Annotated in this window: 21 protein-coding genes; 4 read left to right on the top strand and 17 right to left on the bottom strand. The window is 74.1% G+C overall.

Features of this window, described 5'->3' with window-relative positions:
* Positions 1-76 precede the first annotated feature (76 nt).
* From ACGFZ2_RS09395 to ACGFZ2_RS09345, 11 genes are all read right to left on the bottom strand, one after another.
* The gene (locus ACGFZ2_RS09395) at positions 77-670 is read right to left on the bottom strand and encodes a TetR/AcrR family transcriptional regulator (protein ID WP_393266665.1); all 594 of its coding nucleotides are present in this window, start codon (positions 668-670) and stop codon (positions 77-79) included.
* Positions 671-708: 38 nt separating this feature from the next.
* Positions 709-2,943, bottom strand: a complete 2,235-nt coding sequence (locus tag ACGFZ2_RS09390) for a YhgE/Pip family protein (RefSeq protein ID WP_393451736.1) — start codon at positions 2,941-2,943, stop codon at positions 709-711.
* A complete protein-coding gene (locus ACGFZ2_RS09385) occupies positions 2,940-3,803 on the bottom strand; it encodes an ATP-binding cassette domain-containing protein (RefSeq protein ID WP_393451733.1) in 864 nt (287 codons plus the stop codon). The genes ACGFZ2_RS09390 and ACGFZ2_RS09385 overlap by 4 nt, the downstream gene beginning before the upstream one ends.
* 116 nt (positions 3,804-3,919) lie before the next feature.
* Positions 3,920-4,759, bottom strand: coding sequence for a GNAT family N-acetyltransferase (locus tag ACGFZ2_RS09380; protein ID WP_393266673.1), 840 nt, complete (start codon positions 4,757-4,759; stop codon positions 3,920-3,922).
* A gap of 54 nt (positions 4,760-4,813) precedes the next feature.
* Complete coding sequence (locus tag ACGFZ2_RS09375; RefSeq protein ID WP_393451730.1) at positions 4,814-6,040, bottom strand: MFS transporter; 1,227 nt, start codon at positions 6,038-6,040, stop codon at positions 4,814-4,816.
* Positions 6,041-6,160: 120 nt separating this feature from the next.
* Positions 6,161-7,333, bottom strand: a complete 1,173-nt coding sequence (ispG, locus tag ACGFZ2_RS09370) for a flavodoxin-dependent (E)-4-hydroxy-3-methylbut-2-enyl-diphosphate synthase (protein ID WP_357693921.1) — start codon at positions 7,331-7,333, stop codon at positions 6,161-6,163.
* Positions 7,334-7,342: 9 nt separating this feature from the next.
* Positions 7,343-8,593 (bottom strand): M50 family metallopeptidase, encoded by a 1,251-nt coding sequence (locus tag ACGFZ2_RS09365; protein ID WP_393451727.1) that lies wholly within the window; start codon positions 8,591-8,593, stop codon positions 7,343-7,345.
* Complete coding sequence (gene dxr, locus ACGFZ2_RS09360) at positions 8,593-9,807, bottom strand: 1-deoxy-D-xylulose-5-phosphate reductoisomerase (protein ID WP_393451724.1); 1,215 nt, start codon at positions 9,805-9,807, stop codon at positions 8,593-8,595. The genes ACGFZ2_RS09365 and dxr overlap by 1 nt, the downstream gene beginning before the upstream one ends.
* A gap of 43 nt (positions 9,808-9,850) precedes the next feature.
* Positions 9,851-10,516 (bottom strand): Uma2 family endonuclease, encoded by a 666-nt coding sequence (locus ACGFZ2_RS09355; protein ID WP_357693929.1) that lies wholly within the window; start codon positions 10,514-10,516, stop codon positions 9,851-9,853.
* Between the two features lie 177 nt (positions 10,517-10,693).
* Positions 10,694-11,200, bottom strand: coding sequence for a YcxB family protein (locus ACGFZ2_RS09350; protein WP_393452558.1), 507 nt, complete (start codon positions 11,198-11,200; stop codon positions 10,694-10,696).
* Between the two features lie 27 nt (positions 11,201-11,227).
* A complete protein-coding gene (locus tag ACGFZ2_RS09345) occupies positions 11,228-11,776 on the bottom strand; it encodes a GNAT family N-acetyltransferase (protein ID WP_393266681.1) in 549 nt (182 codons plus the stop codon).
* 51 nt (positions 11,777-11,827) lie between these two features.
* Here ACGFZ2_RS09345 and ACGFZ2_RS09340 point away from each other — a divergent pair, with 51 nt between their 5' ends.
* The gene (locus ACGFZ2_RS09340) at positions 11,828-12,667 is read left to right on the top strand and encodes a YhjD/YihY/BrkB family envelope integrity protein (protein WP_393451722.1); all 840 of its coding nucleotides are present in this window, start codon (positions 11,828-11,830) and stop codon (positions 12,665-12,667) included.
* 57 nt (positions 12,668-12,724) lie between these two features.
* On the opposite strand, the gene ACGFZ2_RS09335 is transcribed toward ACGFZ2_RS09340, so the two are convergent.
* Positions 12,725-14,899 carry an MMPL family transporter gene (locus tag ACGFZ2_RS09335; protein WP_393451719.1) on the bottom strand — a complete coding sequence of 725 codons (2,175 nt, stop codon included), beginning with the start codon at positions 14,897-14,899 and terminating at the stop codon, positions 12,725-12,727.
* A gap of 103 nt (positions 14,900-15,002) precedes the next feature.
* On the opposite strand from ACGFZ2_RS09335, the gene ACGFZ2_RS09330 reads away from it, so the two are divergent.
* Together ACGFZ2_RS09330 and ACGFZ2_RS09325 are read left to right on the top strand one after the other, a co-directional pair.
* Entirely contained in the window at positions 15,003-15,716 is a 714-nt protein-coding gene (locus ACGFZ2_RS09330) for a TetR/AcrR family transcriptional regulator (protein WP_393266688.1), read from the top strand.
* A gap of 61 nt (positions 15,717-15,777) precedes the next feature.
* On the top strand, positions 15,778-17,373 hold the full coding sequence (locus ACGFZ2_RS09325) for a phytoene desaturase family protein (RefSeq protein WP_393451716.1): 1,596 nt from the start codon (positions 15,778-15,780) through the stop codon (positions 17,371-17,373).
* Here ACGFZ2_RS09325 and ACGFZ2_RS09320 read toward each other — a convergent pair.
* Both ACGFZ2_RS09320 and ACGFZ2_RS09315 read right to left on the bottom strand, forming a co-directional pair.
* Positions 17,354-18,007, bottom strand: coding sequence for a TMEM175 family protein (locus ACGFZ2_RS09320; RefSeq protein WP_393452555.1), 654 nt, complete (start codon positions 18,005-18,007; stop codon positions 17,354-17,356). The two genes, ACGFZ2_RS09325 and ACGFZ2_RS09320, sit on opposite strands and share 20 nt — an antisense overlap.
* A gap of 108 nt (positions 18,008-18,115) precedes the next feature.
* Positions 18,116-19,705 (bottom strand): Rieske 2Fe-2S domain-containing protein, encoded by a 1,590-nt coding sequence (locus ACGFZ2_RS09315; protein WP_393451714.1) that lies wholly within the window; start codon positions 19,703-19,705, stop codon positions 18,116-18,118.
* 270 nt (positions 19,706-19,975) lie between these two features.
* On the opposite strand from ACGFZ2_RS09315, the gene ACGFZ2_RS09310 reads away from it, so the two are divergent.
* The gene (locus tag ACGFZ2_RS09310) at positions 19,976-20,197 is read left to right on the top strand and encodes a DUF2631 domain-containing protein (RefSeq protein ID WP_393266697.1); all 222 of its coding nucleotides are present in this window, start codon (positions 19,976-19,978) and stop codon (positions 20,195-20,197) included.
* A gap of 100 nt (positions 20,198-20,297) precedes the next feature.
* Here ACGFZ2_RS09310 and ACGFZ2_RS09305 read toward each other — a convergent pair whose 3' ends face one another.
* The 3 genes from ACGFZ2_RS09305 to ACGFZ2_RS09295 form a co-directional block, all read right to left on the bottom strand.
* Positions 20,298-21,761 (bottom strand): DivIVA domain-containing protein, encoded by a 1,464-nt coding sequence (locus ACGFZ2_RS09305; RefSeq protein ID WP_393451711.1) that lies wholly within the window; start codon positions 21,759-21,761, stop codon positions 20,298-20,300.
* A gap of 31 nt (positions 21,762-21,792) precedes the next feature.
* Positions 21,793-22,941 carry a 23S rRNA (adenine(2503)-C(2))-methyltransferase RlmN gene (rlmN, locus tag ACGFZ2_RS09300; protein WP_357453331.1) on the bottom strand — a complete coding sequence of 383 codons (1,149 nt, stop codon included), beginning with the start codon at positions 22,939-22,941 and terminating at the stop codon, positions 21,793-21,795.
* A 104-nt stretch (positions 22,942-23,045) separates the two neighbouring features.
* Complete coding sequence (locus tag ACGFZ2_RS09295; protein ID WP_393451708.1) at positions 23,046-24,257, bottom strand: phosphatidate cytidylyltransferase; 1,212 nt, start codon at positions 24,255-24,257, stop codon at positions 23,046-23,048.
* Positions 24,258-24,301: the final 44 nt, after the last annotated feature.

Below are 24,301 nucleotides of genomic sequence, written 5' to 3'. Positions count from 1 at the left end.
CGGTGGGGAGACGTCCAGCCTGCTCGGTGGGGGTGTCCGGTTCAACGCATTTACGGCCCGTGGCGGGGCGGCCGGGTCAGGTCCGGGCGACCCGACGGACGATGCCGAGCAGCGCCTCCTCGACGTCCTCGATCGGCCGGTCCGGCTGGAACACCAGCCAGTCCACCGCCACCACCAGCCCGACGCCGAACAGCGCGGACGAGGCGGTCCGCACGTCCAGGTCCGCGGGCAGGTCGCCGGCGGCCACCCCGGCCCGGACCGTCTCGGCGATCACCTCGATCGCCTCGCCGCGCAGCAGCCGCAGCGTCTGCTGCCACTCCCGGTTCGTCCGCCACATCTCGGAGAGCAGGAGCTGCGCGAAGGCCCGGTACCGCCGGATGTACTCCAGCTCGGCGCGCACCAGCGCCGCCAGCGCCTCGCGCGGCGGCAGCCCGGCCACGGCGGCCCGGAACTCGGCGGTGAGCAGGCCGATCCCGTGCCGGAGCAGCTCCTCGAAGAGCACCGTCTTGGACTCGAAGTTGTAGTAGACGGTGCCCTTGGCCACCCCGGCGCGGGCCGCGATGTCGTCCACGGTGGTCGCCGAGAAGCCCTGTTCGGCGATGAGCTCCACGGCCGCCTCGAAGAGGCGCTGGCGGGTGTCCTCCCGCCGCCGCGACCGTCCGTCCGTCACTGGCCCTCCCCGTCCGCACCTCCGGCCCGTCAGCATCCTCACATGGACAGCTCGGGGTGCAGGGTGGCCGGGGTCAGGCGGCGCGCCCGGCGGGCGGTGACCACGGTGAGCGCGAGCGCCGCCGCGCCGAAGCCGGCCAGCACCAGCGCCCCCGTGCCGACGGGCCCGGCCGACCCGCCGTTGACGGTGTGCCGCAGGGCCGTGACCACGTAGGTCATCGGCAGCCAGGGGTGGATCGCCTGGAAGAAGCCCGGTGAGGTCTGCACCGGATAGGTGCCGCCGGACGAGGTGAGCTGGAGCATCAGCAGGGCCAGCGCGGCGAGCCGGCCGGCGGGCCCGAGCAGCGCGCCGAGCCACTGCACGATCGCGGTGAAGGCGAGCGCGGCCAGCGCGAGCAGGCCGAGGGTGGCCGCCGGGCGCGCCGGGTCGAGGTCGAGCGCGAGGGTCACCACCGCGAAGAGCACCCCGGCCTGGGCCAGCCCGATCGCCGCGGCGGGCAGCCAGCCCGCCAGCGCCACCCGCCAGGCGGGCGCGCCGGACATCACGTGCCGCCGGTTGACCGGCCGCAGCAGCATGTACGTGATCATCGCGCCGACCCAGAGGGCCAGCCCGAGGAAGTACGGGGCGAAGCCCACGCCGTACGCGCCGGCGGCGTTGCGGGCGGTGCGGTCCAGCGAGACCGGGTCGCCGAGGACGGCGGCGCGGGCCTCCGCGTCGGCGTACCCGGGGATCTTCTCCTCCCCCTCGGCGAGGCCGTCGGCCAGGTCGCCGGCGCCGCCGCCCAGCCGGGTCAGGCCGGCCGCGAGGTCGCCCGCGCCGCTCTCCAGCCGGGTGAGGCCGTCGGCGAGCCGCTCGCCACCGGTGCTGAGCCGGTGCAGGCCGCCGTCGAGTTCCCGGGCGCCGGTGGCCAGCCGGAACAGCCCGCCGCGCAGCTCGCCGGCGCCGGTGGCCGCCGTACCGAGGCCGTCGCGCAGCTTGGCGCTGCCCTCGGCGAGGGTGCCCAGCCCGGTGGCCAGCTCGTTGACCTTGGCCTGGGCGGCGACGACGTCGTCGGCCAGGTGGGGCGCCCCGGCGGCGATCTCCCGGGCGGTGGCGGCGACCCTGGTCATCCGGTTCTCCAGGGTGGTCAGGTCGGCGTCGTCCAGCGTGCCGGCCACGGTGCGGGCCGCCTCGACGGTGGCCTTCGCGGCCGTACGGGCGGCCACCACGCTGGGATCGTCGGTGAGTTCGGGGTGCGCGGCGACCAGCGCGTCGAGCCGGTCGCGGACCTGCTCGGCCTGGCTGACCGCCTCCTGTGCCCGCCGGGGCAGGGCGTCCAGCCCGTCGGCGAGCGCCTGCGCCCCCTCGGCGATCGCCGTGGCCGACTCCTCGATCCGCTTCGCGTTGTCCCTCAGCACCGGCTCGATCCGGCCGGCCGCGCCGTTGACCCTGTCCGCCACCGCGCGGGTCTGCGTCGCGGCGCGGGCGGTGCCGTCGGCGAGCTGCACCGCCCCGGTACGCAGTTCGCCGAGCCCGGCGGCGAGTTCGTCGGCGCCCTTCGCGGTCTTGTCGAGCCCCGCCGAGAGGCTGCCCGCCCCGGTCGCGGACGCGTCCAGCCCGTCCGCGAGCTGGCCCGCGCCGTCCTGCGACGTGCCCAGCCCGTCGGCTACCCTGCCCGCGCCGGTGGTGGAGGAGTCGAGCCCGTCGGCGAGCTTCGCGGCTCCGTCGGCCGCCCGGCCGGTCTCGGCCTTGGCGTCGGTGAAGCCCACGAGCATCTTCTCGAAGTAGTTCCCGGCGGCGCTCTGCGCGGCGGCGGCCCGGATCTCGCTGAACGCCGTGCGGGCCAGCAGCCCGGAGAGGTAGTTGGTGGCGTCGTCGTTGACCACCCGCAGCTCCCCCCGCCGGGCCGGCCGGTCGGGCTCCGGGCTGTCCGCCAGGCTGGCGGAGAAGTCCTCCGGGATCGCGAAGACCAGGTGGTAGCGGCCGCTGCGCAGGCCGGCGGCGGCGTCCCCGGCGTCGGTGACGTGCCAGCCGAAGACCCGCCGGTCGAGCAGCTCGTCGGCGAGGTCCTGCCCCGCGTGCACCACCGTGCCGTCGCTCGCGGTGGCGGGGCGGTCGGCGTTGACCAGCGCCACCGGGATGCGGTCCAGCTTGGCGTACGGGTCCCAGAAGGCGTAGAGGTAGAGCGCCCCGTAGAGCAGCGGGACGACGGTGAGCACGGCGAGCGCGGCGCGGGGCAGCCGGCCCCGGGTCAGCCGGCGCAGCTCGAACCGGGCGAGTCGGAAGACGCTCATCGGGCCACCTCGACGGTCTCGGTCGGATCGGTCTCGTCGCCCGGACCAGCGGCGGCGGGCGGCCGGGCCGCCGCCTCGGACGATCCGGCCGCCGCCTCGGTCAGCCGGGCGCTGGCCTCGGGCGGTCCGGCCGCCGCCTCGGTCAGCCGGGCGCTGGCCTCGGGCGGTCCGGCCGCCGCCTCGTCGGGGGGTGACGGCGCGGCCGGGGGGTCACCGAGGCGGTGCACGATCGCGGGGCTGTCCGCCTCGACCGCGCGGGCACTGGCGACCACCGCGTAGCCCTGGTCGGCCAGGCGGGTGAGCGTCGCCCAGAGCCGAGCGCGTTCCGGGGCGTCGCAACCGGCGTCCACGTCGTCGGCGACGATCAGCCGGGGCGCGCCCAGGGTGGCCAGGACCAGGCCGAGCACCTGCCGTTGCAGCGGGGTGAGGTCGCGCCCCCGGGTGTCCGGGTCGAAGGGCGCCTCCCCGGTGAGCCCGGCCCCGGCGATCGCGGCGGCGAAGGCGTCCCGCCGGTACGCCCGGCGGGCCCGCAGCGCGGCGACCGGCACCAACTGCCGCCGGCGGCGGGGCACCGGCCCGAGCAGCAGCAGCCGCTCCCGGACATGCTCGGCGACGGTCAGCGCGGGGTCGGGCTCGTGCACGCCGGCGACCTGCCCCAGCGCGGCGGGGCCGTGCCGGGTCAGCCGTCCCTCGCTGGTCGGGAAGCGGCCGGCCAGGGCGAGCAGCAGCGAGGTGCGTCCGCTGCCGGGCGGGCCGGTCACCGCGTGCAGTTCACCCGCGGCGGCGGTCAGGTCGACGTCCCGGAACACCCACCCCCGCCGGGTACGCAATCCCAGCCCGCGCGCTTCGACGACCACCATCCGACCCGGCCCACCTTCTTGAACTGACTGGTCAGTGCAAAAACATGCCCAGCCTAGCCCCGGTCGTCCGGTTCGGCACTCCCGCCGGGGGTGATCCGGGCCATGCCCGGGAAGGTTCAGAAGAGCACGGTGGCGAGCGTGCCGACCGGGCGGAAGCCGCAGCGCTCGTAGACCCGGCGGGCCGGCAGGTTGAAGTCGTTGACGTAGAGGCTCACGGTCGGGGCGACCCGCAGCAGCGCGTCGCGCACCACGGCCGCCATCGCCGCCGTCGCGATGCCCCTCCCCCGCCACTCGGGGGCCACCCAGACCCCCTGCACCTGGGCGGTCCGGCGGGTCACCACCGCCAGCTCGGCCTTGAACACCACCTGACCGTCGACGAACCGCGCGTACGCCCGCCCGGCCCGGACCAGTTCGGTGACCCGCCGCCGGTAGCCGCGCCCGCCGTCGTCGGCGAGCGGCGAGACGCCCACCTCCTCGGTGTACATGGCCACCGCCGCCGGGAAGAGCCGGTCGATCTCCCCGCCGCGCACCAGCCGCACCTCCGGGTCCGCCCGCAGCGCCGGCAGCGCGTCGGTGGCCAGCAGCGGCTGGTTGGGGCGTACGTCCCGGGCCGGCCCCCAGACGTCGGCGAGCCGGTCCCAGAGGCCGAGCACGGCGTCGGCCCGGCCCACGATCGACGAGCAGAGCCGCTCCTCGCCGGCGAGGAGGTCGGCGTAGGCGGCGACGGCCGGCTCGGTGGCGAGGACGGGGGTGAGGTTGCCGCCCAGCCAGCAGACGGACTCCAGGTGGCGGCGGGTGCCGTAGCCCAGCACCCGACCCTCGGCGCGCCACCAGGCCAGGCCGCGCGCGGCGACCCGCTCCGCGACCTGCGCGCCCGCGAACGGGTCGAGGTCGAGCAGCCGCTCGACAGCGCGGCGCTCCGACTCCCCGAGTTGCCGTACCGGCACCGTCAGCACGGATACCAGCCTGCCAGATCCGCCCCCCGCCGCGCCGGTCGAGTGGCGAGAGGACTACGGCACCGGGACCGGTCGCGGCGCGGGCGCTGCGCCCCGGTTGCGGGCGGCCCAGCCGACCACTCCGGGCACCAGGGCACCGAGCAGCAGGAACAGCCCACCGAGCAACAACCAGCCGGGCACACCCCACCCGACGGCCAACGTGGTCACCACCACCGGCGCGATCATCTTCCCCAGCTCGTAACCCATGCTGTACGCCCCCTGGTACTGCCCGTGGGCGTGCTCGGGCGCAAGCCCGAAGGAGATCCCCCAGCCGGCGGCGGAGTGCCACAGCTCCCCGACGACGTGCGCGAGCGCGCCGGCGACCAGCAGCGCGACGGCGGCGACCGTCGGCAGCCCGCCGCTGGCGGCGAAGAGGACGCAGGCGGCGGCGATGGCGAGCCCGGCGCGCCGCGACGCCCGGGCCGCCCCGGCGAGGCTCTCGGTGCCCCGGGCGGCGCGGACCTGGAAGAGCACCACCACGAGGGTGTTGACCAGCATCAGCCCGGAGATCACCCAGGCCGGCGCCCGGGTGTGCCCGACGATCCACAGCGGCAGGGCGATGTTGAGCAGCCCGAAGTGCATCGACATCAGGCCGTCGAGCACGGTGAACGCCAGGAAGGGGCGGTCCCGCAGCGCGACCAGCCGGGGGCCCTGCGTGGGGGCGGGCGCGGGGGCGATGGCCGGCAGCCGGGTGAAGACGACGGCGGCGAGCAGGTACGTCGTCGCGGCGGTGACGATCAGCGCCACGTACGCCGACTGGGTGTCGGCGGCGAGCGCGAAGCCGGCGAGCACGGCGCCCACCGAGATCCCGACGTTGGTGGTGGCGCGCAGGTAGGCGCGGGTGCGGACCCGCTGGTCGGCGGGGACGGAACCGGCGATGAGCGCGCCCCGGGCGCCCCGGTCGGCGGCGTCGGCCAGGGCGGTGGCCGCACCGACGGCCAGGAACGCGGCGAACGACTGGACGGTCACCAGGGCGGCGGTCAGCGCGCCCCCGGCGACCAGCGCGGCGACCTGGGTGCCCCGAGGCCCGAGCCGGTCGGCCAGGTAGCCGGTCGGCGCGCTGGCCAGCAGGCCGATCAGAGCCGAGACGGTCAGCCCCACGCCCACCTCGGTGGCGGTGAGGCCGACCGAGCGGGTGAGGAAGAGCGCGCTGGCCACCAGCCACAGGCCGCGTCCGACGGTCCGCACGAGGGTGCCGAGGGTGAGGGTCCGGGCCGGGCCCGGTGCAGGAAGCAGCCGCACGCCCACACCCTAGCAAGACGTACGTACGGTATGGTAACCGGGTGCCGGCGTACGCCGTGAAAAGCGCACCGGCCCCGACCGCCGGGTGGCGGTGGGGCCGGTGCGCGACGGCGCGGTAGGTCAGTGCACGGAGACGGTGGCGCCCGGCAGCAGGCCGCGCAGCTCCTCTGGCAGCTCGGCACCCATCTCGTCGGCGATGCGCAGCGCCTCCTCGATCAGCGTCTCCACGATCTGCGCCTCGGGCACGGTCTTGACGACCTTGCCCTTGACGAAGATCTGGCCCTTGCCGTTGCCGGAGGCCACGCCCAGGTCGGCCTCGCGGGCCTCGCCCGGGCCGTTCACGACGCAACCCATCACGGCGACCCGCAGCGGCACCGGCAGCCCCTCCAGGCCGGCGGTGACCTCCTCCGCGAGCTTGTAGACGTCGACCTGGGCCCGGCCGCAGGACGGGCAGGAGACGATCTCCAGGCCGCGCTCGCGCAGCCCGAGCGACTCCAGGATCGCGGCGCCGACCTTGATCTCCTCCACCGGCGGGGCCGACAGCGAGACGCGGATCGTGTCGCCGATCCCCTCGGCCAGCAGCGCGCCGAACGCCACCGCCGACTTGATCGTGCCCTGGAACGCCGGGCCGGCCTCGGTGACGCCCAGGTGCAGCGGGTAGTCGCACTTCTCGGCGAGCTGGCGGTAGGCCCGGATCATCACCACCGGGTCGTTGTGCTTCACCGAGATCTTGATGTCGCGGAAGCCGTGCTCCTCGAACAGCGAGCACTCCCACAGCGCCGACTCGACCAGCGCCTCGGCGGTGGCCTTGCCGTACTTGGCCAGCAGCCGCTTGTCCAGCGAGCCGGCGTTCACGCCGATCCGGATCGGCACGCCCGCGTCACCGGCCGCCTTGGCGATCTCCTTGACCTTGTCGTCGAACTGCCGGATGTTGCCCGGGTTCACCCGGACCGCCGCGCAGCCCGCGTCGATCGCGGCGAAGACGTACTTCGGCTGGAAGTGGATGTCGGCGATGACCGGGATCTGCGACTTCTTCGCGATCGCCGGCAGCGCCTCCACGTCGTCCTGGCTGGGCACCGCGACCCGGACGATCTGGCAGCCGGACGCGGTCAGCTCGGCGATCTGCTGGAGGGTGGCGTTGACGTCGGACGTGAGGGTGGTGGTCATCGACTGCACGGAGACCGGCGCGCCCCCACCGACCGGCACGGAGCCAACCATGATCTGGCGGCTGGCCCGGCGCGGGGCGAGCGGCGGAGGCGGTACGGCCGGGATGCCGAGACTGACAGCGGTCACTTCAGGCACTCACCTTGAGAAGAGCGTGATCGGGTTGACGACGTCCGCGGTGATGGTCAGCAGCGTGAACGCGCCACCGATCAGGATCATCGCGTACGTGAGGGGCATGAGCTTGAGGTAGTCGACGCGGCCGGGGTCGGGGCGGCCGAACCGCGCGTAGACCCAGGAACGGGCCCGCTCGAACCAGGCGATGGCGATGTGCCCGCCGTCCAGCGGCAGCAGGGGCAGCAGGTTGAACACGCCGATGAAGAAGTTCAGCGAGACGAACAGCATGAAGAACAGCAGCCAGGCGTTGTTCTCCACCGCCTCGCCGCCGAGCCGGCTCGCGCCGACCACGCTGATCGGGGTGTCCATGTCCCGCTCGCCGCCGGTGATCGCCGTCCACAGGGCCGGGACCTTCTGCGGGATGCGCTTCATCGCCTCGAAGGTGTTGACCGCCATGTCGCCGGTGAAGTCGGCGGTCGCGCCGAACGCGCCGACCGGCCCGTACGTCACCCGGGTCGGGGTGCTGGGGACGAGGCCGACGCCGAGCGCGGCGACCGTGGCGACCTGACCCTTCGGGTCGTCCAGCGGGGGGCGCTGGGTCTGCGCGAGCACCGCGCTGGCCGTGCCCGGCTGGCCGTCCCGGACGTACGCGATCTGCGCCGTGTCGCCCGGCTTGAGGGCCCGCAGGGTGGTCAGCAGTTGGCCGTAGTCGTTGATCGGCGCGCCGTTGATCGCGGTGATCCGGTCGCCGTCGCGCAGCTGCGCCTGGGCGGCGGGGCTGGCGGGGTCGGCGGTCGTGCACGCCCGCAGGGTGTTCTCCGGCACCACGCAGTCCGACAGCTGGATGACCGCCGGCTCCTTGCGGATCTCGGCCTCGGTGCTCGGGAAGTCCGGGTTGGGCAGGCCGGCGGTGACCGCGATCACCCAGAGGGTGACCAGGGCGAGGGCGAAGTGGGTGATGGAGCCCGCGGACATGACGATCGTCCGCTTCCAGACCGGGTAGCGCCACATCGCGCGCGGCTCGTCCGCCGGGTCGACGTCGTCGTCCTGCGGGGTCATGCCGACGATCTTGCAGAAGCCGCCGAGCGGGATGCCCTTGATGCCGTACTCCGTCTCGCCCCGCTTGAACGACCAGAGCGTGGGGCCGAAGCCGACGAAGTAGCGGGTGACCTTCATGCCGAAGGCCTTGGCGGTGAGCATGTGCCCCGCCTCGTGCAGGCTCACCGAGATGAGGATCGCGAGGGCGAAGAGCACCACCCCGAGCAGGTACGCCATCAAGCTCCTTCCACCGAACCCGCGATGATGATCTCCTGCGCGTGCGCGCGGGCCCACGACTCCGCCGCGAGCACGTCCTCGACGGTACCTGGTTCGTCGAAGTCGGGAGCGTCCTCCAACACCCGCTCAAGGGTGTCGACGATGCCGAGGAAGGGCAGCCGGCCGGCCACGAAGGCGGCCACGCACTCCTCGTTGGCCGCGTTGTAGATCGCCGGCCGGCAGCGCCCGGCCTCGCCGGCGGCCTTGGCCAGCGCGACCGCCGGGAACGCCTCGTCGTCCAGCGGCGCGAACTCCCAGGTGTGCGCCGTCGTCCAGTCGACCGCGGCGGCGGCGTCGGCCACCCGGTCCGGCCAGCCGATGCCGAGCGCGATCGGCAGCCGCATGTCTGGCGGGCTGGCCTGGGCGAGGGTGGACCCGTCCACGAACTCGACCATCGAGTGGATCACCGACTGCGGGTGCACCATCACGGTGATGTCGGCGTACGGCACGTCGAACAGCTCGTGCGCCTCGATCACCTCCAGCGCCTTGTTGACCATCGTGGCGGAGTTGATCGTGACGACCGGCCCCATGTTCCACGTCGGGTGCGCCAGCGCCTGCTCGGGCGTGACCGCGGTCAGCTCGTCACGCCGCCGGCCCCGGAACGGGCCGCCGCTGGCGGTGACGACCAGCCGGCGCACCTCGCCCCGGGCGCCGCCGCGCAGGCACTGGGCGAGGGCCGAGTGCTCCGAGTCGACGGGGACGATCTGCTCCGGCCGGGTCACCGCGGCCTTGACGAGGGAACCGCCGGCGACGAGGGACTCCTTGTTGGCCAGCGCGAGCGTACGCCCGGCGCGCAGCGCGGCCAGGGTCGGCGCGAGCCCGAGCGAGCCGACGACGCCGTTGAGCACGACGTCGCAGGGCCACTGCGCCAGCTCGGTCATCGCGTCCGGGCCGGCCACGATCTTGGGAAGCCTGAAGTCGCCGGTGGCCCAGCCGCGCCGGCTCGCCTCGGCGTAGAAGGCGAGCTGGAGGTCCTGCGCGGCGGACGCCTTCGCCACACCCACCGCCTCGACGCCGAGTTCGAGGGCCTGGGCGGCGAGCAGCTCGACGTTGCCGCCGCCGGCGCCGAGCGCGACCACCCGGAACCGGTCCGGGTTGCGCCGCACGATGTCGACGGCCTGTGTGCCGATCGAGCCGGTGGAGCCGAGCAGAACAAGATCGCGTGGGGAGGTCACCGGGCCATTCTTCCCCACCATCCCTGTGCCTCCGCTGGGAGCCTCAGCCCTCCGCGTCGGCCTGCTCCTCCGGCGGCGTTTCGCCTTCCTCGGGTGCCTCCTCGTCGAGGAGATCGGCCGGATCGACGGCGAACACGAAGGGCTCGGTCATGGTGAAGGTGCTGCCGGCCGCCGCCGCGCTCACCGGCTGGTACTCCCCCTCGACCAACTCGAACAGGGCGATGGTCGGCACCCGGTTGCGCAGGTCGACCCGGAGGAAGAAGGGAACACCGACGGCGGCGTACTCGCGCGGCCGGTCGATTACGTCCTTGCGCCGGTTGCCAGGTGACACGATCTCGCCAAGCAGGACGGCCTGACCGATGTCGACGGCCGGCCGGCCGCCGCCAGAGGACCGGAGTACGGCGATGTCGGGGATGAAGAGGTCCTCGCCCGAGACCACGTTGATCTCGGGATAGACCCACAGGCCCGCCCTGCGGGCGGCACGGTGCAGACGGTAGGGCAGCTCACGTTCGACCGACTGGTGGTCGATTCCGGCGTGCGGGGTCACGATCACGCTTCCGCTCAGGACCTCAACCTTGGGGCCGTTGGTCTCCGGCAACAGGTCGAGGGCGAGCTGGGCGGTCCACGGCTCGTCGCGCCACCGCAACACGTCGAACGACGGCTCGGTGGACTGCGGCGCCGGCTCGGGCGCGAAGGCTGCCTGGGCCATCCGGGCTCACCCCCTCAGCGGGACATTCTGCTCAGACCACCCTAGCCGCCGCAGCCCCCGCCGCACGCCATCGCACACCCGGTCCGACGCCGGGCGGGAAGAGGCGACATGACAGTTCCGGGGCTGGGGCACGCGGCCGTTCGTTCCCAGCCCGCCGCATCTCGCCGGTCGCCTCGCTCACCTCTGACCGACGGGCCCGGTCAGCGCCGCCGGGTCGCCGGTGAGCAGCCCTCGCCCGCGCAGGAAGGCGAGCAGCCGCTCCCGGTCCGCCGCGGCCAGCCCGTCGACCGGCACCGGGAACACCTGGCTCCGGCCGATCCAGAACAGCAACTGACCGGGGATGGCCTCGACCCGCTCGATCGCCGCCCAGCTCAGCGTGCCGTCGCTGACGGCGTTGACGCTGCGGGCGCCCTCGTCGGTGAAGGTCCAGGTGATCGGGATGCCGTGCATCTTCCAGTTGGCGCGGACCAGGGACCGCAGCGTCAGCGGTCCGGCGAGCGCCAGCACGGCCGCGACCAGCGCCCAGCCGCCCGCCATGAGCAGGTCCCCGAAGACCAGCCCCGCCAGCGCCGGCAGCAGGGTCACGAACGGGCAGACCCGGAACAGCAGCAGCGTCCGGCGGTAGGCCCGGCGCAGGCCGGCGACGAGACGGCGGCGGTCCGGCTGCGTCTCGAAAGTGATCATCACGCCGAGAGAGGATACGGCGGGCCGTCAGGCGTCGTCGGCGCGGCGCACGAAGGTCTCCACCTCCTCGCCGCCGTACCAGTCGGTGCGGCGGCCGACGTGGGTCATGCCGAGCCGGCGGGCCACCGCCATCGACGCCTCGTTGCCGGGCGCCACGACCGCGTAGACCTCCCGGGTGCCGGCGGCGAGTTCCCGCGCCACCGCCGCCCGGGCCGCCTCGGTGGCGTAGCCGTGGCCCTGGGAGTCGGGGTGCAGGTGCCAGCCCACCTCGATGTCCTCGGTCGGCACGTTCTCGTCCCGCCCGGGCAGCGGCTTGAGCAGCACGGTGCCGGCCACCACGCCGGTGTCGCGGACCTCGATCGCCCAGGTGCCGTACCGGCCGCCGTGCCCCGCGTGCCGCTTCCGCCACAGCGCGAGCCGGTCGGCGGCCTGCGCCGGGTCGGTCAGCGGCAGGCCGGGGGCGTTCAGCCAGCGGGTCACCTCCGCCCGGGAGTAGAGGTCGAAGATCCGGGCCAGGTCGGCCGGGTCGGCGGTCCACTCCCGCACGAACAGGCGCTCGGTGGTGAGCACGGTCATGGCGGGTAATCCTATTGAGTGGCGCGGGGCGCGGCGGGGAACGAGAGCGCGATGGGTGGGGGCTGGCAGCGGGCGAGGCGGATCACCCGTGCCGCGTTCCGCCCGCTGCGCGGCCGGGACCTGTCGCTGCACGCCGCTGCCATCACCTTCTACGGGGCGATCGCCGTGGTTCCGGTGGCGCTGCTGGCGATCTGGCTGACCTCGCTGGTGGCGGGGGCCGACCGGGTCCGCCGGCTCACGTCGCACGCCGTGGCGACGCTGCCGGACGCGATCGGCGCGCCCCACGCGGTGGCCGCGCTGGTCGAGGCCGGGGTGGGGTTGACCACGCTGCCGGCGTTGGCGTCGCTGCTGCCGGCGTCCCTGTACGGCGAGGGGCTGCGCCGGGCCTTCGTCTCGGTGGCCGGCGGGCGCGGCGACGAGTCCCTGGTGGGCTGGCGCGGGCGGCTGCTGCTGCTTCCCCTGCTCGCCCCGGCCCCGGCCCTGCTGCTGTCGATCCTGGTCGCGCTGCCGACGACGACCCGGCTGGTCCGCCAGGGCGGGTTGGCCGGCGCGCTGGGCGTGGTGCTGTCGTTCCTGGCGGTCTGGCTGGTGCTCACCCCGGTGCTGCTCTGGGTGTTCCGGGTGGTCGGCCCGGCGTCGCCGGACTGGCTCTCCGCGCTGGGCGTCGGCTCGTTCACCGCGGCGAACCTGTCCGGGTTCCTGCACGGCTTCGTGCTCTTCGCCTCGCTCCCGATCGACCTGGGCGTGCCGTTCGGGGGCTTCGACGAGATCGGGGCGGGGGTGGCCGTCCTGCTCTGGCTCTATGTCTTCCACGTGATCGTGCTCGCGGGCTACTCCGCCACGCTCGCCCTCTCCCGCTGGCGGGCGGCCCGCGCCCGACCCGCCGGATGAGCGACCAGGGGGTCCGCGTCCGACGCGGACCCCCTGGTGGATGCCGGCGACGGCCGGTCAGCGGGTGAGGGCGGGCTCCCGGGGCGCCGGCTCCGGGTCTGCCGCCTCGCGGATGCCGTAGCGGCGGTAGACCCGGCCGAGCGGGCCGGGGGCCCACCAGTTCCAGCGGCCCAGCAGCCGCATGGTGGCCGGCACCAGCAGGGCCCGGACCAGCGTCGCGTCCACCACGATCGCCACGATCATGCCGATCCCGATGAGCTTGATGTACGCCATCGCGCCGCTGGCGAAGCCGGCCACCACGATGATCAGCAGCAGCGCGGCGGCGGTGATGATCCGGCCGGTGTGCTGGAGCCCGGCGGCCACCGAGCCGGCGTTGTCCCCGCTGCGGTCCCACTCCTCGCGCACCCGGGAGAGCAGGAACACCTCGTAGTCGGTCGCCAGCCCGAAGAGCACGGCGAGCATGAGGATCGGGTTGCTGGGCTCGATGAACCCGGTCGGGGTGAAGCTGAGCAGGTCGGCGAAGTGCCCGTCCTGGAAGATCCAGACCACCACGCCGAACGAGGCGCCGATCGACACCAGGTTCATCAGCACCGCCTTCACCGGCAGCACCACCGAGCCGAAGGCGAGGAAGAGCAGGACCAGGGTCGCGGCGGCCATCAGCAGGGCCATCCAGGGCAGCCGGTCGCCGAGGCTGTCCAGCAGGTCCCGGTCGGCGCCGGGCCGGCCGCCGACGAGCACCTCCGCGCCGGCCGGGGCGGGCAGGTCGCGCAGCGCCCGGACCACGTCCTGGGCGACGTCGCCGGTCGGCTCGCCGGGGTAGGTCACCGTCAGCAGCGTCGACGTGCCCCGGCTGGCCGCCACCTGCACCCCGGTCACGCCCGGCACGGCGGCCACCCGGTCGGCGAAGGGCCGCGCCTGCGCCGGGGACGCCCCGGACACCAGCACGTCGATCGGCGCGACCGTGCCGCCGGGGAACTCCGCGGCGATCCGCTCGGAGACGACCCGGGGCGTGGCGTCCGCCGGCAGCACCCGCTCGTCGAAGCCGCCGAAGGTGATCCGCAGGAACGGCGCGGCGAGCAGCAGGAGCAGCAGGATCACGCCGACCAGGTAGCGCACCGGGCGGCGCATCACGCTGCGCGCGATCCGGGCCCAGGCGCCGCCCGTCTCCCCCGCCGCCGGCCGCCCGGCCCGCGCCCGGCGCCGCCACGGCAGCGGTACGCGCAGCGCGTTGATCCGGTGGCCGAGCACCGCGAGCAGGGCCGGCAGCACGGTCAGCGCCGCCAGCATGGCGACCAGCACGGCGGCCATCCCGCCGAGCCCCATCGAGCGCAGGAACGCCTGCGGGAAGATCAGCAGGCTGGCCATGGCGAGCGCGACGGTGAGGCCGGAGACCAGGACCGTACGACCGGCGGTGGTCATGGTGCGGCGGATCGCGGCGGGCGTGTCGTGGCCGGCGGCCAACTCCTCGCGGAACCGGCTGACCACGAAGAGGGCGTAGTCGACCGCCATGCCCAGGCCGATCAGGGTGATGACGTTGATGGCGAAGATCGACACGTCGGTGACCAGGTTGACCAGCCGGACGGCGACGAACGCGCCGAGGATGGCCAGCCCGCCGATCAGCAGCGGGGTGGACGCGGCCACCAGCCCGCCGAAGATCAGCACGAGCAGCACCAGCAGCACCGGCATGGAGAGGATCTCCGCCCGGGTGATGTCCTCGGTGGTCTGGCGGTTCGACTCGTGCAGGAACGCCACCGTGCCGCCGACCTCGGTCCGTACGCCGGGCGTCGCCAGGGCCGGCCGCAGGTCCTCGTACGCGGCGGTCTTGGCGTCCTCGTCGGCGGCCCGGAGCTGGACCAGCGCGTAGGTGGCGCGCCGGTCGGTCGACAGCAGCGCGGGGGCCTGGGTGTCGTACCAGGTGACGACACTGGTGACCTCGGGGCGCTGCCGCAGGCCGGTGACGGTGGCCGTGACCGGGTCACGGAAGGCCGGCTGGTCGACGGTCGCCCCGTCGCTGGTCCAGAGCACGACCAGGTCCGCGCCCTGTGGCCCCAGCTCGGCGGTGATCCGCTCGGCGGCGCGGCTGGACTCGCTCGCCGGGTCGTCGTATCCACCCCCGGTCAACTGCCCGAAGACCCCGGCCCCCCAGGTCGAGCCCAGCACGACCACCACCAGGGCGGCGGCCAGCACCGCCCAACGCAGCCGTACCACCGCTCTTCCCCACCAGGCGAACATTCGCCTCCCCCTCCGTCGACGGCTAAGCTGTAACCATCACTCATTCGAGTGAACGCCGTTAACTATGGCAACGGGGTTCGCTTTGGTCAAGGGGGTTAGCTGTATGCCCGCACCGTCCCGACGCGAACGCCTGCGCACCGCGACCGTCGCCGAGATCAAGGACGGGGCACGGCGCCTGTTGGTGACCGGCGGGGTGGAGGCGGTCTCGTTGCGGGCCATCGCCCGGGACATGGGCATGACGGCGCCGGCCATCTACCGCTACTTCCCCAGCCTGGAGGCGCTGGTCGCGGCGCTCGCCGGCGACCTCTACGACGAGCTGCGGCTGCGGCTGGAGGCGGCCCGGGACGACGCCGGGGCCGAGCCGGTCGACCAGTTGCTGGCCATGGGCCGCGCGTTCCGCTCCTGGTCGGTGGCCCACCCCACCGAGTTCGGGCTGATGTTCGGCGCCCGGGCCCCCGGGCTGGACGCCTTCGTCGACGACTGCGCCGACCCCGACCACCCGGGCGCCCGGTTCGGCGCGGTCTTCGTGCAGCCGATCTTCGAGCTCTGGCACCGCGCACCCTTCCCCACCCCGCCCGCCGAGCTGCTCCAGGAGCGCCTGGGCGGGCGGCTGGAGCCGCTACGGCTCAGCCACGGCGAGGTGCCGATCGAGGTCGCGTACGCCCTGCTCTCCGGCTGGACCCGGCTCTACGGGCTGGTCGCCATGGAGGTCTTCGGCCAGCTCGCCTGGGCGGTCACCGAGGCCGAGGCACTGTTCGAGCTGGAGCTGGCCGCGTTCACCGCCCAACTGCGCGCCGATCCGCCGGCGGCTGACTGACACCGGCGACCGGCGGCGAAGGGCTGACCGGCGGGGCCGGCGGGCACTAGGCTCCCCCGGCATGAGCGACGAGCTGCCGACCCGGGCCGACGTGGTGATCGTCGGGTCCGGGCACAACGGTCTGGTGTCCGCGATCCTGCTCGCCCGCGCCGGGCTCGACGTGCTGGTGCTGGAGGCCGCCGACGTGATCGGCGGGGCCACCCGGACGGAGAACCCGTTCCCGAAGGTGCCCGGGCTGCGCCACTCCACCGGCTCCTACCTGCTCGGGTTGATGCCGCCGGAGCTGCTCGCCACGCTGGACGTGCGCATCCCGGTGCTGCGCCGCGACCCGCACTACTTCCTGCCCACCCCGGGCCCGAAGGGATCCCCGTACCTGCTGTTCGGCAGCGACACCGCGGCCACCCGGGCGCAGCTCGCGGAGTTCTTCTCCCCCGCCGACATGGCCGCCGACGACGCCCTCCAGGCCGAGCTGGCCGCGCTGCGCGCCGACCTCGCGCCGGTCTGGCTGGCTGACCCGCTGCCGGTCGAGGAGACCGCCGAGCGGTACGTCCGCCCGGCGCTGCGGCAGGTCTTCGTCGACCTGGTCCGCGGCTCGGTCGCCGACCACCTCGCCCGCTTCGACTTTCGCTCCGAGCTGCTGCTCAGCATGTACGCGGTGACCGACGGCCTGTCCGGGCTGAACGCCGGCCCCGACGACCCCGGCACCGGTCACAACTTCCTCGTGCACAACATGTGCCGCCTGCCCGGCTCCGACGGCACGTGGATGATCGCCGAGGGCGGCATGGGCACGGTGTCCCGCACCTTCGCCGACGCCGCCCGGGCCGCCGGCGCGACGATCCTGACCGGCACGCCGGTCAGCGCGATCACCCTGGCCGGCGGCGCGGCCAGCGGCGTGGCCCTGGCCGACGGGCGGGAGGTGGGCGCCCGGGTGGTGCTCGGGGCGTGTGACCCGTACCGGCTGATGGACCTGCTGCCCGACGGCGCGCTCCCGGCGCCGCTGGCCGACCGGATGGCGGCGGTCCGCCGCCCCGGCACCACCCTCAAGCTCAACCTGGCGCTGACCGGCCTGCCCCGCTTCTCCTGCCTGCCGGCGGACGCGCCGAGCCCGTTCGGGTCGACCATCCACCTGCTGCCCGGCTCGACGTCGCTGATCGGCGGCGGCGGCGAGTCGCCGATGGCGGCGCTGCGCGCGATGTGGGCGGACGTCCAGGCGGGCCGGCTGCCCGAGGAGCCGACGATCGAGTGGTACCTGCACACCACCGTCGACCCGTCGCTGTCGGACGGGCGGGGGCACCACTCCTCGGCGCTCTTCGTCCAGTCGGTGCCCTACGAGCTGGCCGGCACGACCTGGGACGAGGCGCTGCCCGGGTACGTGGAGCGGCTGGTCGGGATCTGCGAGCGGTACGCCCCCGGCACGGCCGACCTGATCGCGGACGCGGTGCCGCTGCCCCCGCCCGGCATCGAGGCGCACTTCGGCATCACCGGCGGGCACATCCACCACGTCGACAACACCGTCTCGTTCACCGACCGGATGCCGTACGCCACCGGCGTCGACGGCGTCTACGCCGGCAGCGCCGGCTGCCACCCCGCCGGCAGCGTCATCGGCGCCGCCGGCCACAACGCCGCCCGCCGCATCCTCACCGATCTCGGTCGCTGACCTCGCCGCCGGCCCCGGCGGAGCGGGGTAGGTCGCCGGGGCGGCGGACGAGGGACAGGCCGACGAGCAGCAGCAGGTAGAGCAGCAGGCTGAGGATCGGGTCGACGAAGACGAAGGCGAAGGCGACCGTGTAGAGCAGCGGGCGCACCACCAGCCGCCGCGAGACCGCCCGGGCCAGCGCCGGGTCCAGGTCGGGGTGGAGCAGCCGGCGCCGGCGGGCCCACCACCAGCTCAGGTTGAAGAAGAGCGACTCGCCCAGCACGGTGCCGAGGTACAGGGCGGCCGTCAGCCGCTGCTCGGTTCCGCTGCCGCGCAGGTTGTCCGCCAGCAGGTCGGCGGTGAACGGGATCGCCGCCACGAAGAGCAGCACGAGCAGGTTGAACATGAGCAGCGCCTGGTCGACGCGGACCACGTACCGCCACATGTTGTGGTGGCCGAGCCAGATCTGGCCGGCGATCCCGAAGGTGATCACGTACGCCAGGTAGGTCGGCCAGGCCTGGACGAGGGCGTCGGGGAGCTGCCGCCCGGGGTCCCGGGCCGGCCCGTTCTGGAGCAGTTCGACGGCCATCACCGTCAGCACGACCGCGAAGACGCCGTCGCTGAACGTCTCCACCCGGGAGGCGTCCCGGGTCATCTCCCGGTCGCGCGCGTACCGGTAGCCGTCCCTGCCCGCGCCGTCCGCCACGCCGCCCCCCTTCCCGACCTGATGGTCGCCCGGCGGGGGCGGCGGGCGGAGGAAAACTCAGCTGATCGCCTCGCCGGCGGGAGCGGGGGTCTCCGCGTCGGCCCGGTGCGCGCGGATCTTGTGGCCGACGCTGGTCAGGCAGCGGCCGCTGGACAGGTCGAACTTCCACCCGTGCAGCTGGCAGGTGAGCTGGTCGCCGTCCACGATCCCGAAGCGGCTCAGGTCCGCCTTGAGGTGCGGGCAGCGGCGCTGCACCACCCAGCCGTCGAGGGTGATGTCCTCGGCGTCGACGGCCCGCTCGTGCTCGTCGTACCAGCCCTCGGCGTACTGGAGGCGCTCCTCGGAGAGGCACTTGAAGAACGCGTAGACGAACTCGTTGTACTGCCCGATCCGGGCGGCGGAGAAGCGGCAGGAGAGGAAGAGGGAGTTGACCCAGTCCACCTCGCCGATGTGCAGCAGGTGCTCGACCAGCGCCCGCTCGGTGCGGAACCGGTAGCGGACCTTCTCGTCCGCGTACGGCCGGACCTCCTTGCCCGGGAAGTCCACCACGATCGACTCGATCGTCTCCCCGCCTGAGCTGTCGGTGCCGACCAGGTCGAAGCGGACCGGCCCGCCGACCCCCTTGGCCAGGTAGATCGACTCGTCCAGCAGCGGCTCGATCCGGCGCTTCATCTCGCCGAGCACGTCCACCTCGGGGTGCCGCCAGGACGCCTTCTCCGCCTCGATGACCGGCCGCTTGCGTTCCCGCATCTCCTCCAGGTGCGCGACCTTGTTCGCGAAGAACTCCTCCACCGGCACCGGGTGGACGGTCTCGCAGCTCTCGGTGGTGATCTCGGCGACGCTGCCCGGGAGCAGCACGACGCCGTTGGTGCCGCCGACCTTCGCGTACTCGCTGAGGAAGACCGACTGGTCGGGGAAGATGTTGCCCTCGTCGCCGTGGATGTCGTTGAACTGCCACAGCTCGTCGTCGAGGAAGCAGGGCGGGCCGGCGATCGGGAAGACGTGGTCGGCCTTCAGGTCGTCGATGTAGCGCCAGGTACGGTCGAACTGCCGGTCCCGCTTCTGCTTGCCGAACGCGGTCTTCGCCGCCTGCGGCAGCTCGTAGACCATCGGGTACCAGATCGCGCCGGAGAACTGGAGCATGTGCGCGTGCACGTGGCCCAGCTCGGCGAAGACGCTCAGGTCGGTGGGGCGGGCGTCATTCTGGTTGAGCAGCCGGACCCCGTCGTACTCCACCCACAGCGACGAGTCGCCGATCGGGCCGTCGGTCGGGCTGGTCAGCGCCTGGATCATGACCTTCAGGCCGCCGTCCAGCTCGACGACCTGCTCGTTCGGCGCCTTCAGGAACTTCGTGAAGCCCAACTCCCGCAGCTCGTCCTCCATCTCGGAGGTGGGGAACGCGGGCAGCAGCACGGTGGCCGACTTCGACACGAAGTTCTTCAGGTGCGCCGCGTCGAAGTGGTCCCGGTGCAGGTGGGAGACGTAGAGGTAGTCGACGTCGCCGAGGGTCTCCCAGTCGAGCTGGGAGTTGTCCGGAAACGGGAACCACGACGCGAAATAGGCCGGGTTGACCCACGGGTCGCACAGGATGCTGCCCGCGGCCGTGTCGATCCGCATGCTGGCGTGTCCCGTACCGGTCACTCGCACCGCAGTTCCCCCTCGAAGACAAACAAAAGGTGTACGTCCGAAACGCTACCGGAGGCAGTCTGGCGAGCGACCCGCGACGCCGGTAGTGCCGTTACGCCCGACACCGCCGGGACCTTGGACCCACCCGGCCGTACGCGAGGGCCGTTCGGGCCGGCGCCCGGCCGTCGGCGCGGATCGTGCGGTCCGCCCCATCCGACCGGACCCAGCGCCGAGCCTGGCACGGGGCGTGCCAGACTAACCGGAGATCCGATCGCGAGGGAAGGACCGACAGTGGCAGGAAGCGAGCCGGTAACGTCGCCAGACCAGCACAAGCCGGGGCACCGCAAGTCCGGGCGAATCGGCGCGGTCCTCTCCGCGCTGGTGCTGCTGGCGATGCTCTGCGGCAACCACGAGGGCAGGGTCGAGGACATCTGGCTGATCGGCCTGGCCGTCCTGCTGCTGGTCATCGTCATCGGCGACACCGTGCTGCGGCGCAACGGCCTGCGGTCCTGACCGCACCCCGTCAGCCGGCGTCGAGCCGGTCCGCGCACCGGAGACGACACGCACGAGGGCCCGCCCCCGACCGGGGAAGCGGGCCCTCGTCGTACGCGGGTCAGCGGCGGAACAGGATGTCCTGCACGTCCTTGAGCGCGGCGTCGACCTCGGCCTCGAAGTAGCCGCCGGGCACCAGCCCGAAGCGCAGCGTGTCCAGTTCCTTCGGGTTCACCGGCATCGGGTTGCGCCCCTGCATGCCGCCGAGCAGGGTCTCGAAGAACCGGTCGACCTGGTCCGGGTCGTACCCGCTGCCGAACCGGCGCACCTGGAAGCTGCGGCGGATCTGGTCGACGCGGTAGAGGTCGCTGCCGGGCGGGCCGGCCATCGGCGGGCCGGCCACCGGCGGCGGGCCACCGACCGGCGGGCCACCAACCGGAGGACCACCGGCCGGCGGGCCGGCCACCGGCGGCGGGCCGCCGAAGCCCTGCTGCGGGGGCGGCCCGGCCGGGCCCCGGCCCCGCAGGTCGCGCAACTCCCGCTCGGGCATCCGGATCTCGGCGGTCATGTCGGTGCGCCCGTGCCGGCCGGCCTCGAAGCCGTCGAAGCGCGGCTCGTCGCCGTAGCCGCCCGGACCGTCGCCGTAACCACCGGGGCCGTAGCCACCCGGACCGTCACCGTAGCCGCCGGGGCCGTCACCGTAGCCACCCGGACCGTCGCCGTAGCCACCGGGACCGGCGGGCAGGCCGCGCGGGGGCGGGCCGCCGTGGCCCATCGGCGCGCCCGGACCCATCGGGCCGGGGCCGCCCGGGCCGCGGGGCGGCTCGTAGCCACCCCGGGGGCCGTCGTAGCCCCCGGCGAAGGCGCCGGTCGGCTCGTCGTAGCGGCCGTAGCGGTCGGCGGACGGGCCGGCCGGGGCGGGCATCGGCCGGGGCGGCATCGGCTGCGGACCGGGAGGCATGCCGCGATCGTCGCGCATCGGCGGCCCCATCCGGTCCGGCGGGCCCATCTGGTCCGGCGGGCCGAACCGGTCCGGCGGCCCCATCCGATCCGGCGGCCCCATCTGGTCCGGCGGACCGAACCGGTCCGGCGGGCCCATCCGGTCCGGCGGGCCCATCCGATCCGGCGGCCCCATCTGGTCCGGCGGACCGAACCGGTCCGGCGGGCCCATCCGATCCGGCGGGCCCATCCGATCCGGCGGGCCCATCCGATCCGGCGGCCCCATCTGGTCCGGCGGGCCGAACCGGTCCGGCGGGCCCATCTGGTCCGGCGGGCCCATCCGATCCGGGGGGCCCAGCCGGTCGGCGGCCCGGGGGTCGCCGCCGCGGCCACCGACGCCGCCGCGCTCCTCCAACTCGGCCAGCTGCCGCTCGACCCGGTCCAGGTGCAGGTCGACCTGCCACTCGTCGTAGCCGTTGAAGCGGACCCGGAAGACGACGTCGTGGACCTCCTGGGAGGCCACGGGGGCGCCGACCGGCTGACCGTCGAGCGTCGCCTCGACCCGGTCCAGGAAGGCGTCGACCTCGTCGACCTTGTATCCCCGGCGGAGCGCCTTACGCCGGAAACGCTGACCCTGACTCGCCACTATGTCTCCTGGTCTCGTTCGCTACGCCCGGTCACGCAGTCTCCCCGGTCCGGTCGGTGTCCCTGTTGTCGACGGCGGCGGCGAGCTGCCCACACGCTCCGTCGATCTCGCGACCCCGGGTGTCCCGCACCGTCGTCGACACCCCGGCCTCACGCAACCGCCGGACGAACTCCCGCTCGACCGGCTTCGGGCTGGCGTCCCACCGGCTGCCCGGAGTCGGATTGAGCGGGATGAGGTTCACGTGGGCCAGCTTCCCGGCCAGCAGCCGCCCGAGCAGATCAGCTCTCCACGGCTGGTCGTTCACGTCCTTGATCATCGCGTACTCGATCGACACGCGGCGCCCCGTCGTTGCCGCGTAGTCCCACGCTGCGTCCAGCACCTCGGACACCTTCCAGCGCTGGTTGACCGGCACGAGTTCGTCGCGCAGCTCATCATCGGGGGCGTGTAGCGACAACGCAAGGGTCACCGAGAGGTCTTCGCTGGCCAGTCGGCGGATGGCCGGCACGAGGCCGACCGTGGAGACGGTGATGTGACGCTGCGACAGCCCCAGCCCCTCCGGCGCCGGTGCGACGAGCCGGCGGATCGCCGCGATCACCCGGGAGTAGTTGGCCAGCGGCTCGCCCATACCCATGAAGACGACGTGCGACAGGCGGGGCGGCGAGCCCGCCACCGCGCCGGAGGCGGCCACGCCGGCCAGGTAGACCGCCTGGTCGACGATCTCGGCGGTGGACAGGTTGCGGGTCAGCCCGGCCTGGCCGGTGGCGCAGAACGGGCAGGCCATGCCGCAGCCGGCCTGGCTGGAGATGCAGACGGTGACCCGGTCCGGGTAGCCCATCAGCACGCTCTCCACCAACGAGCCGTCGTGCAGGCGCCAGAGCGCCTTGCGGGTCGCGCCGTCGTCGCAGGCCAGCTCGCGGACCGGGGTGAGCAGGCGCGGCAGGAGCTGGTCGGCGAGCCTGTCCCGGGCGGCGGCCGGGAGGTCGGTCATCTGCGCGGGATCGCGTACCAGGCGACCGAAGTAGTGGGTGGAGACCTGCTTGGCGCGGAACGCCGGCTCCCCCAGCTCGGCGACCAGCGCGCGGCGGCCGGCGAGGTCGAGGTCGGCGAGGTGACGGGGAGGCATCGCGGGCCGGCGCCCGGGGGCGTCGGGGTCTGCGGGGATCAGGGGCAGGCTCGTCATGGCGGGTCCAGTCTGTCACGCCGGACGGCCGACGCACCTGTCCGGAGGTGCCGAATCGCCCCCCGCCGCCCGGCCGGGGCCCGCGACGGCCGGTGATTCACGCCTCACTCCAGCACCGGGACGAAGACCGCCAGCAGCAGGTACGCGGTCGGCAGCGCGAAGAGGATCGAGTCGAGCCGATCCATCAGGCCGCCGTGCCCGGGGAGCAGGTTGCTCATGTCCTTGACCCCGAGGTCCCGCTTGATCATGGACTCGGCGAGGTCACCGAGGACGGCCGCACCGGAGACCGCCAGCCCGAAGAGCGCGCCCCACCACGGGGCCACGTCGAGAAGCAACCAGAGCAGCAGGGCGCTGCCCAGCGCTGCGGCGGTGACCGAGCCGGCGAAGCCCTCCCAGGACTTCTTCGGGCTCACCGAGGGGGCCATCGGATGCTTGCCGAAGCTGACGCCGGCGGCGTACCCGCCGGTGTCGGAGAGCACCACCGCGACCAGCGTCACGAGCACCCGCAGGTGGCCGTCGTCCGGCGCCGCCGCCAGCAGCGCGGCGAACCCGCCGAGGAACGGCACGTACACGGCGATCAGGGTGGCGGCGGTCAGGTCGCGCTGGAAGCCGCGCGGCCCGTCGCCGAGCCGCCAGACCATCGTCCCGAGCACGGTGACCAGCAGGCCGAGGCTGAGCGCGTCAGGACCGGCGAACCAGGCCAGCCCGACGGTGAGCACCCCGCCGGCAATCAGGGGCACCAGCGGCGGGTGGGCACCGCTGCGGCGCACCGCCCGGGCCATCTCCCAGCTGCCGACTGCGACCGCGCCGGCCACCACCAGCAGGAAGGCGGGCCGGTAGAAGAACAGCGGGACCACGATCAGGGCGCCGAGGGCCACGCCGACCGCGATGGCGGCCGGCAGGTTGCGCCCGGCCCGACTCGATGCGGGCTGCTGCGTCGGGGGCCGGTCGACGCTGGCCCGGCGTCGGCCGGGCTGCCGCCGGCCCGGGGCCCGCGCGGGCTCCGGCTCCGGCTCGGCGTCCCGCACCGGTTCCAGTTGGGTCGTCGGGTACTCGGAGTCGTCCGGGTGGTGACCGTTCGTCCCAGCCGGGGGGTCGTACGGGGCACGGTCCGCACTCCCCGGCTCGGAGTGGGCGTCGACCTGCGGGCGGGCGCGGGTGTGCGGCTCGGCGTACACGTCAGGGGCGACGCCGGGCCGGCGGTGCCACTGGCCGGGCTCCATCTCGGGCTCCGGCCAGGGCATGGCAGGGGCGGGGCGGTCGGGGCGGTCCCAGCCGCGGGGCTCGGCGCTGCCGTAGGGGTCGAGGTGGGACATCACGCACCTAACGGGCCCGGCACGAGATCCACCGCATGACGCAC

The sequence above is a fragment of the Micromonospora sp. NPDC048063 genome, from assembly GCF_043202855.1.
Lineage (GTDB): Bacteria > Actinomycetota > Actinomycetes > Mycobacteriales > Micromonosporaceae > Micromonospora.
The sequence above is the reverse complement of the archived record's forward strand: the minus strand, read 5'-3'. Positions and strand labels throughout refer to the sequence as shown.

Bases quoted from the DNA above. Each gene is read 5' to 3' on its own strand.
- ACGFZ2_RS09330 (WP_393266688.1), top strand. From the start codon at position 15,003: ATGCCCGCACCGTCCCGACGCGAACGCCTGCGCACCGCGACCGTCGCC.
- ACGFZ2_RS09335 (WP_393451719.1), bottom strand. From the start codon at position 14,899: ATGTTCGCCTGGTGGGGAAGAGCGGTGGTACGGCTGCGTTGGGCGGTG.
- ACGFZ2_RS09350 (WP_393452558.1), bottom strand. From the start codon at position 11,200: ATGATCACTTTCGAGACGCAGCCGGACCGCCGCCGTCTCGTCGCCGGC.
- ACGFZ2_RS09385 (WP_393451733.1), bottom strand. From the start codon at position 3,803: ATGGTGGTCGTCGAAGCGCGCGGGCTGGGATTGCGTACCCGGCGGGGG.
- ACGFZ2_RS09390 (WP_393451736.1), bottom strand. From the start codon at position 2,943: ATGAGCGTCTTCCGACTCGCCCGGTTCGAGCTGCGCCGGCTGACCCGG.
- ACGFZ2_RS09345 (WP_393266681.1), bottom strand. From the start codon at position 11,776: ATGACCGTGCTCACCACCGAGCGCCTGTTCGTGCGGGAGTGGACCGCC.
- ACGFZ2_RS09365 (WP_393451727.1), bottom strand. From the start codon at position 8,593: ATGGCGTACCTGCTCGGGGTGGTGCTCTTCGCCCTCGCGATCCTCATC.
- ACGFZ2_RS09295 (WP_393451708.1), bottom strand. From the start codon at position 24,257: ATGTCCCACCTCGACCCCTACGGCAGCGCCGAGCCCCGCGGCTGGGAC.
- ACGFZ2_RS09355 (WP_357693929.1), bottom strand. From the start codon at position 10,516: ATGGCCCAGGCAGCCTTCGCGCCCGAGCCGGCGCCGCAGTCCACCGAG.
- ACGFZ2_RS09320 (WP_393452555.1), bottom strand. From the start codon at position 18,007: ATGACCCGGGACGCCTCCCGGGTGGAGACGTTCAGCGACGGCGTCTTC.
- ACGFZ2_RS09340 (WP_393451722.1), top strand. From the start codon at position 11,828: ATGGGTGGGGGCTGGCAGCGGGCGAGGCGGATCACCCGTGCCGCGTTC.
- ACGFZ2_RS09325 (WP_393451716.1), top strand. From the start codon at position 15,778: ATGAGCGACGAGCTGCCGACCCGGGCCGACGTGGTGATCGTCGGGTCC.
- rlmN (WP_357453331.1), bottom strand. From the start codon at position 22,941: ATGACGAGCCTGCCCCTGATCCCCGCAGACCCCGACGCCCCCGGGCGC.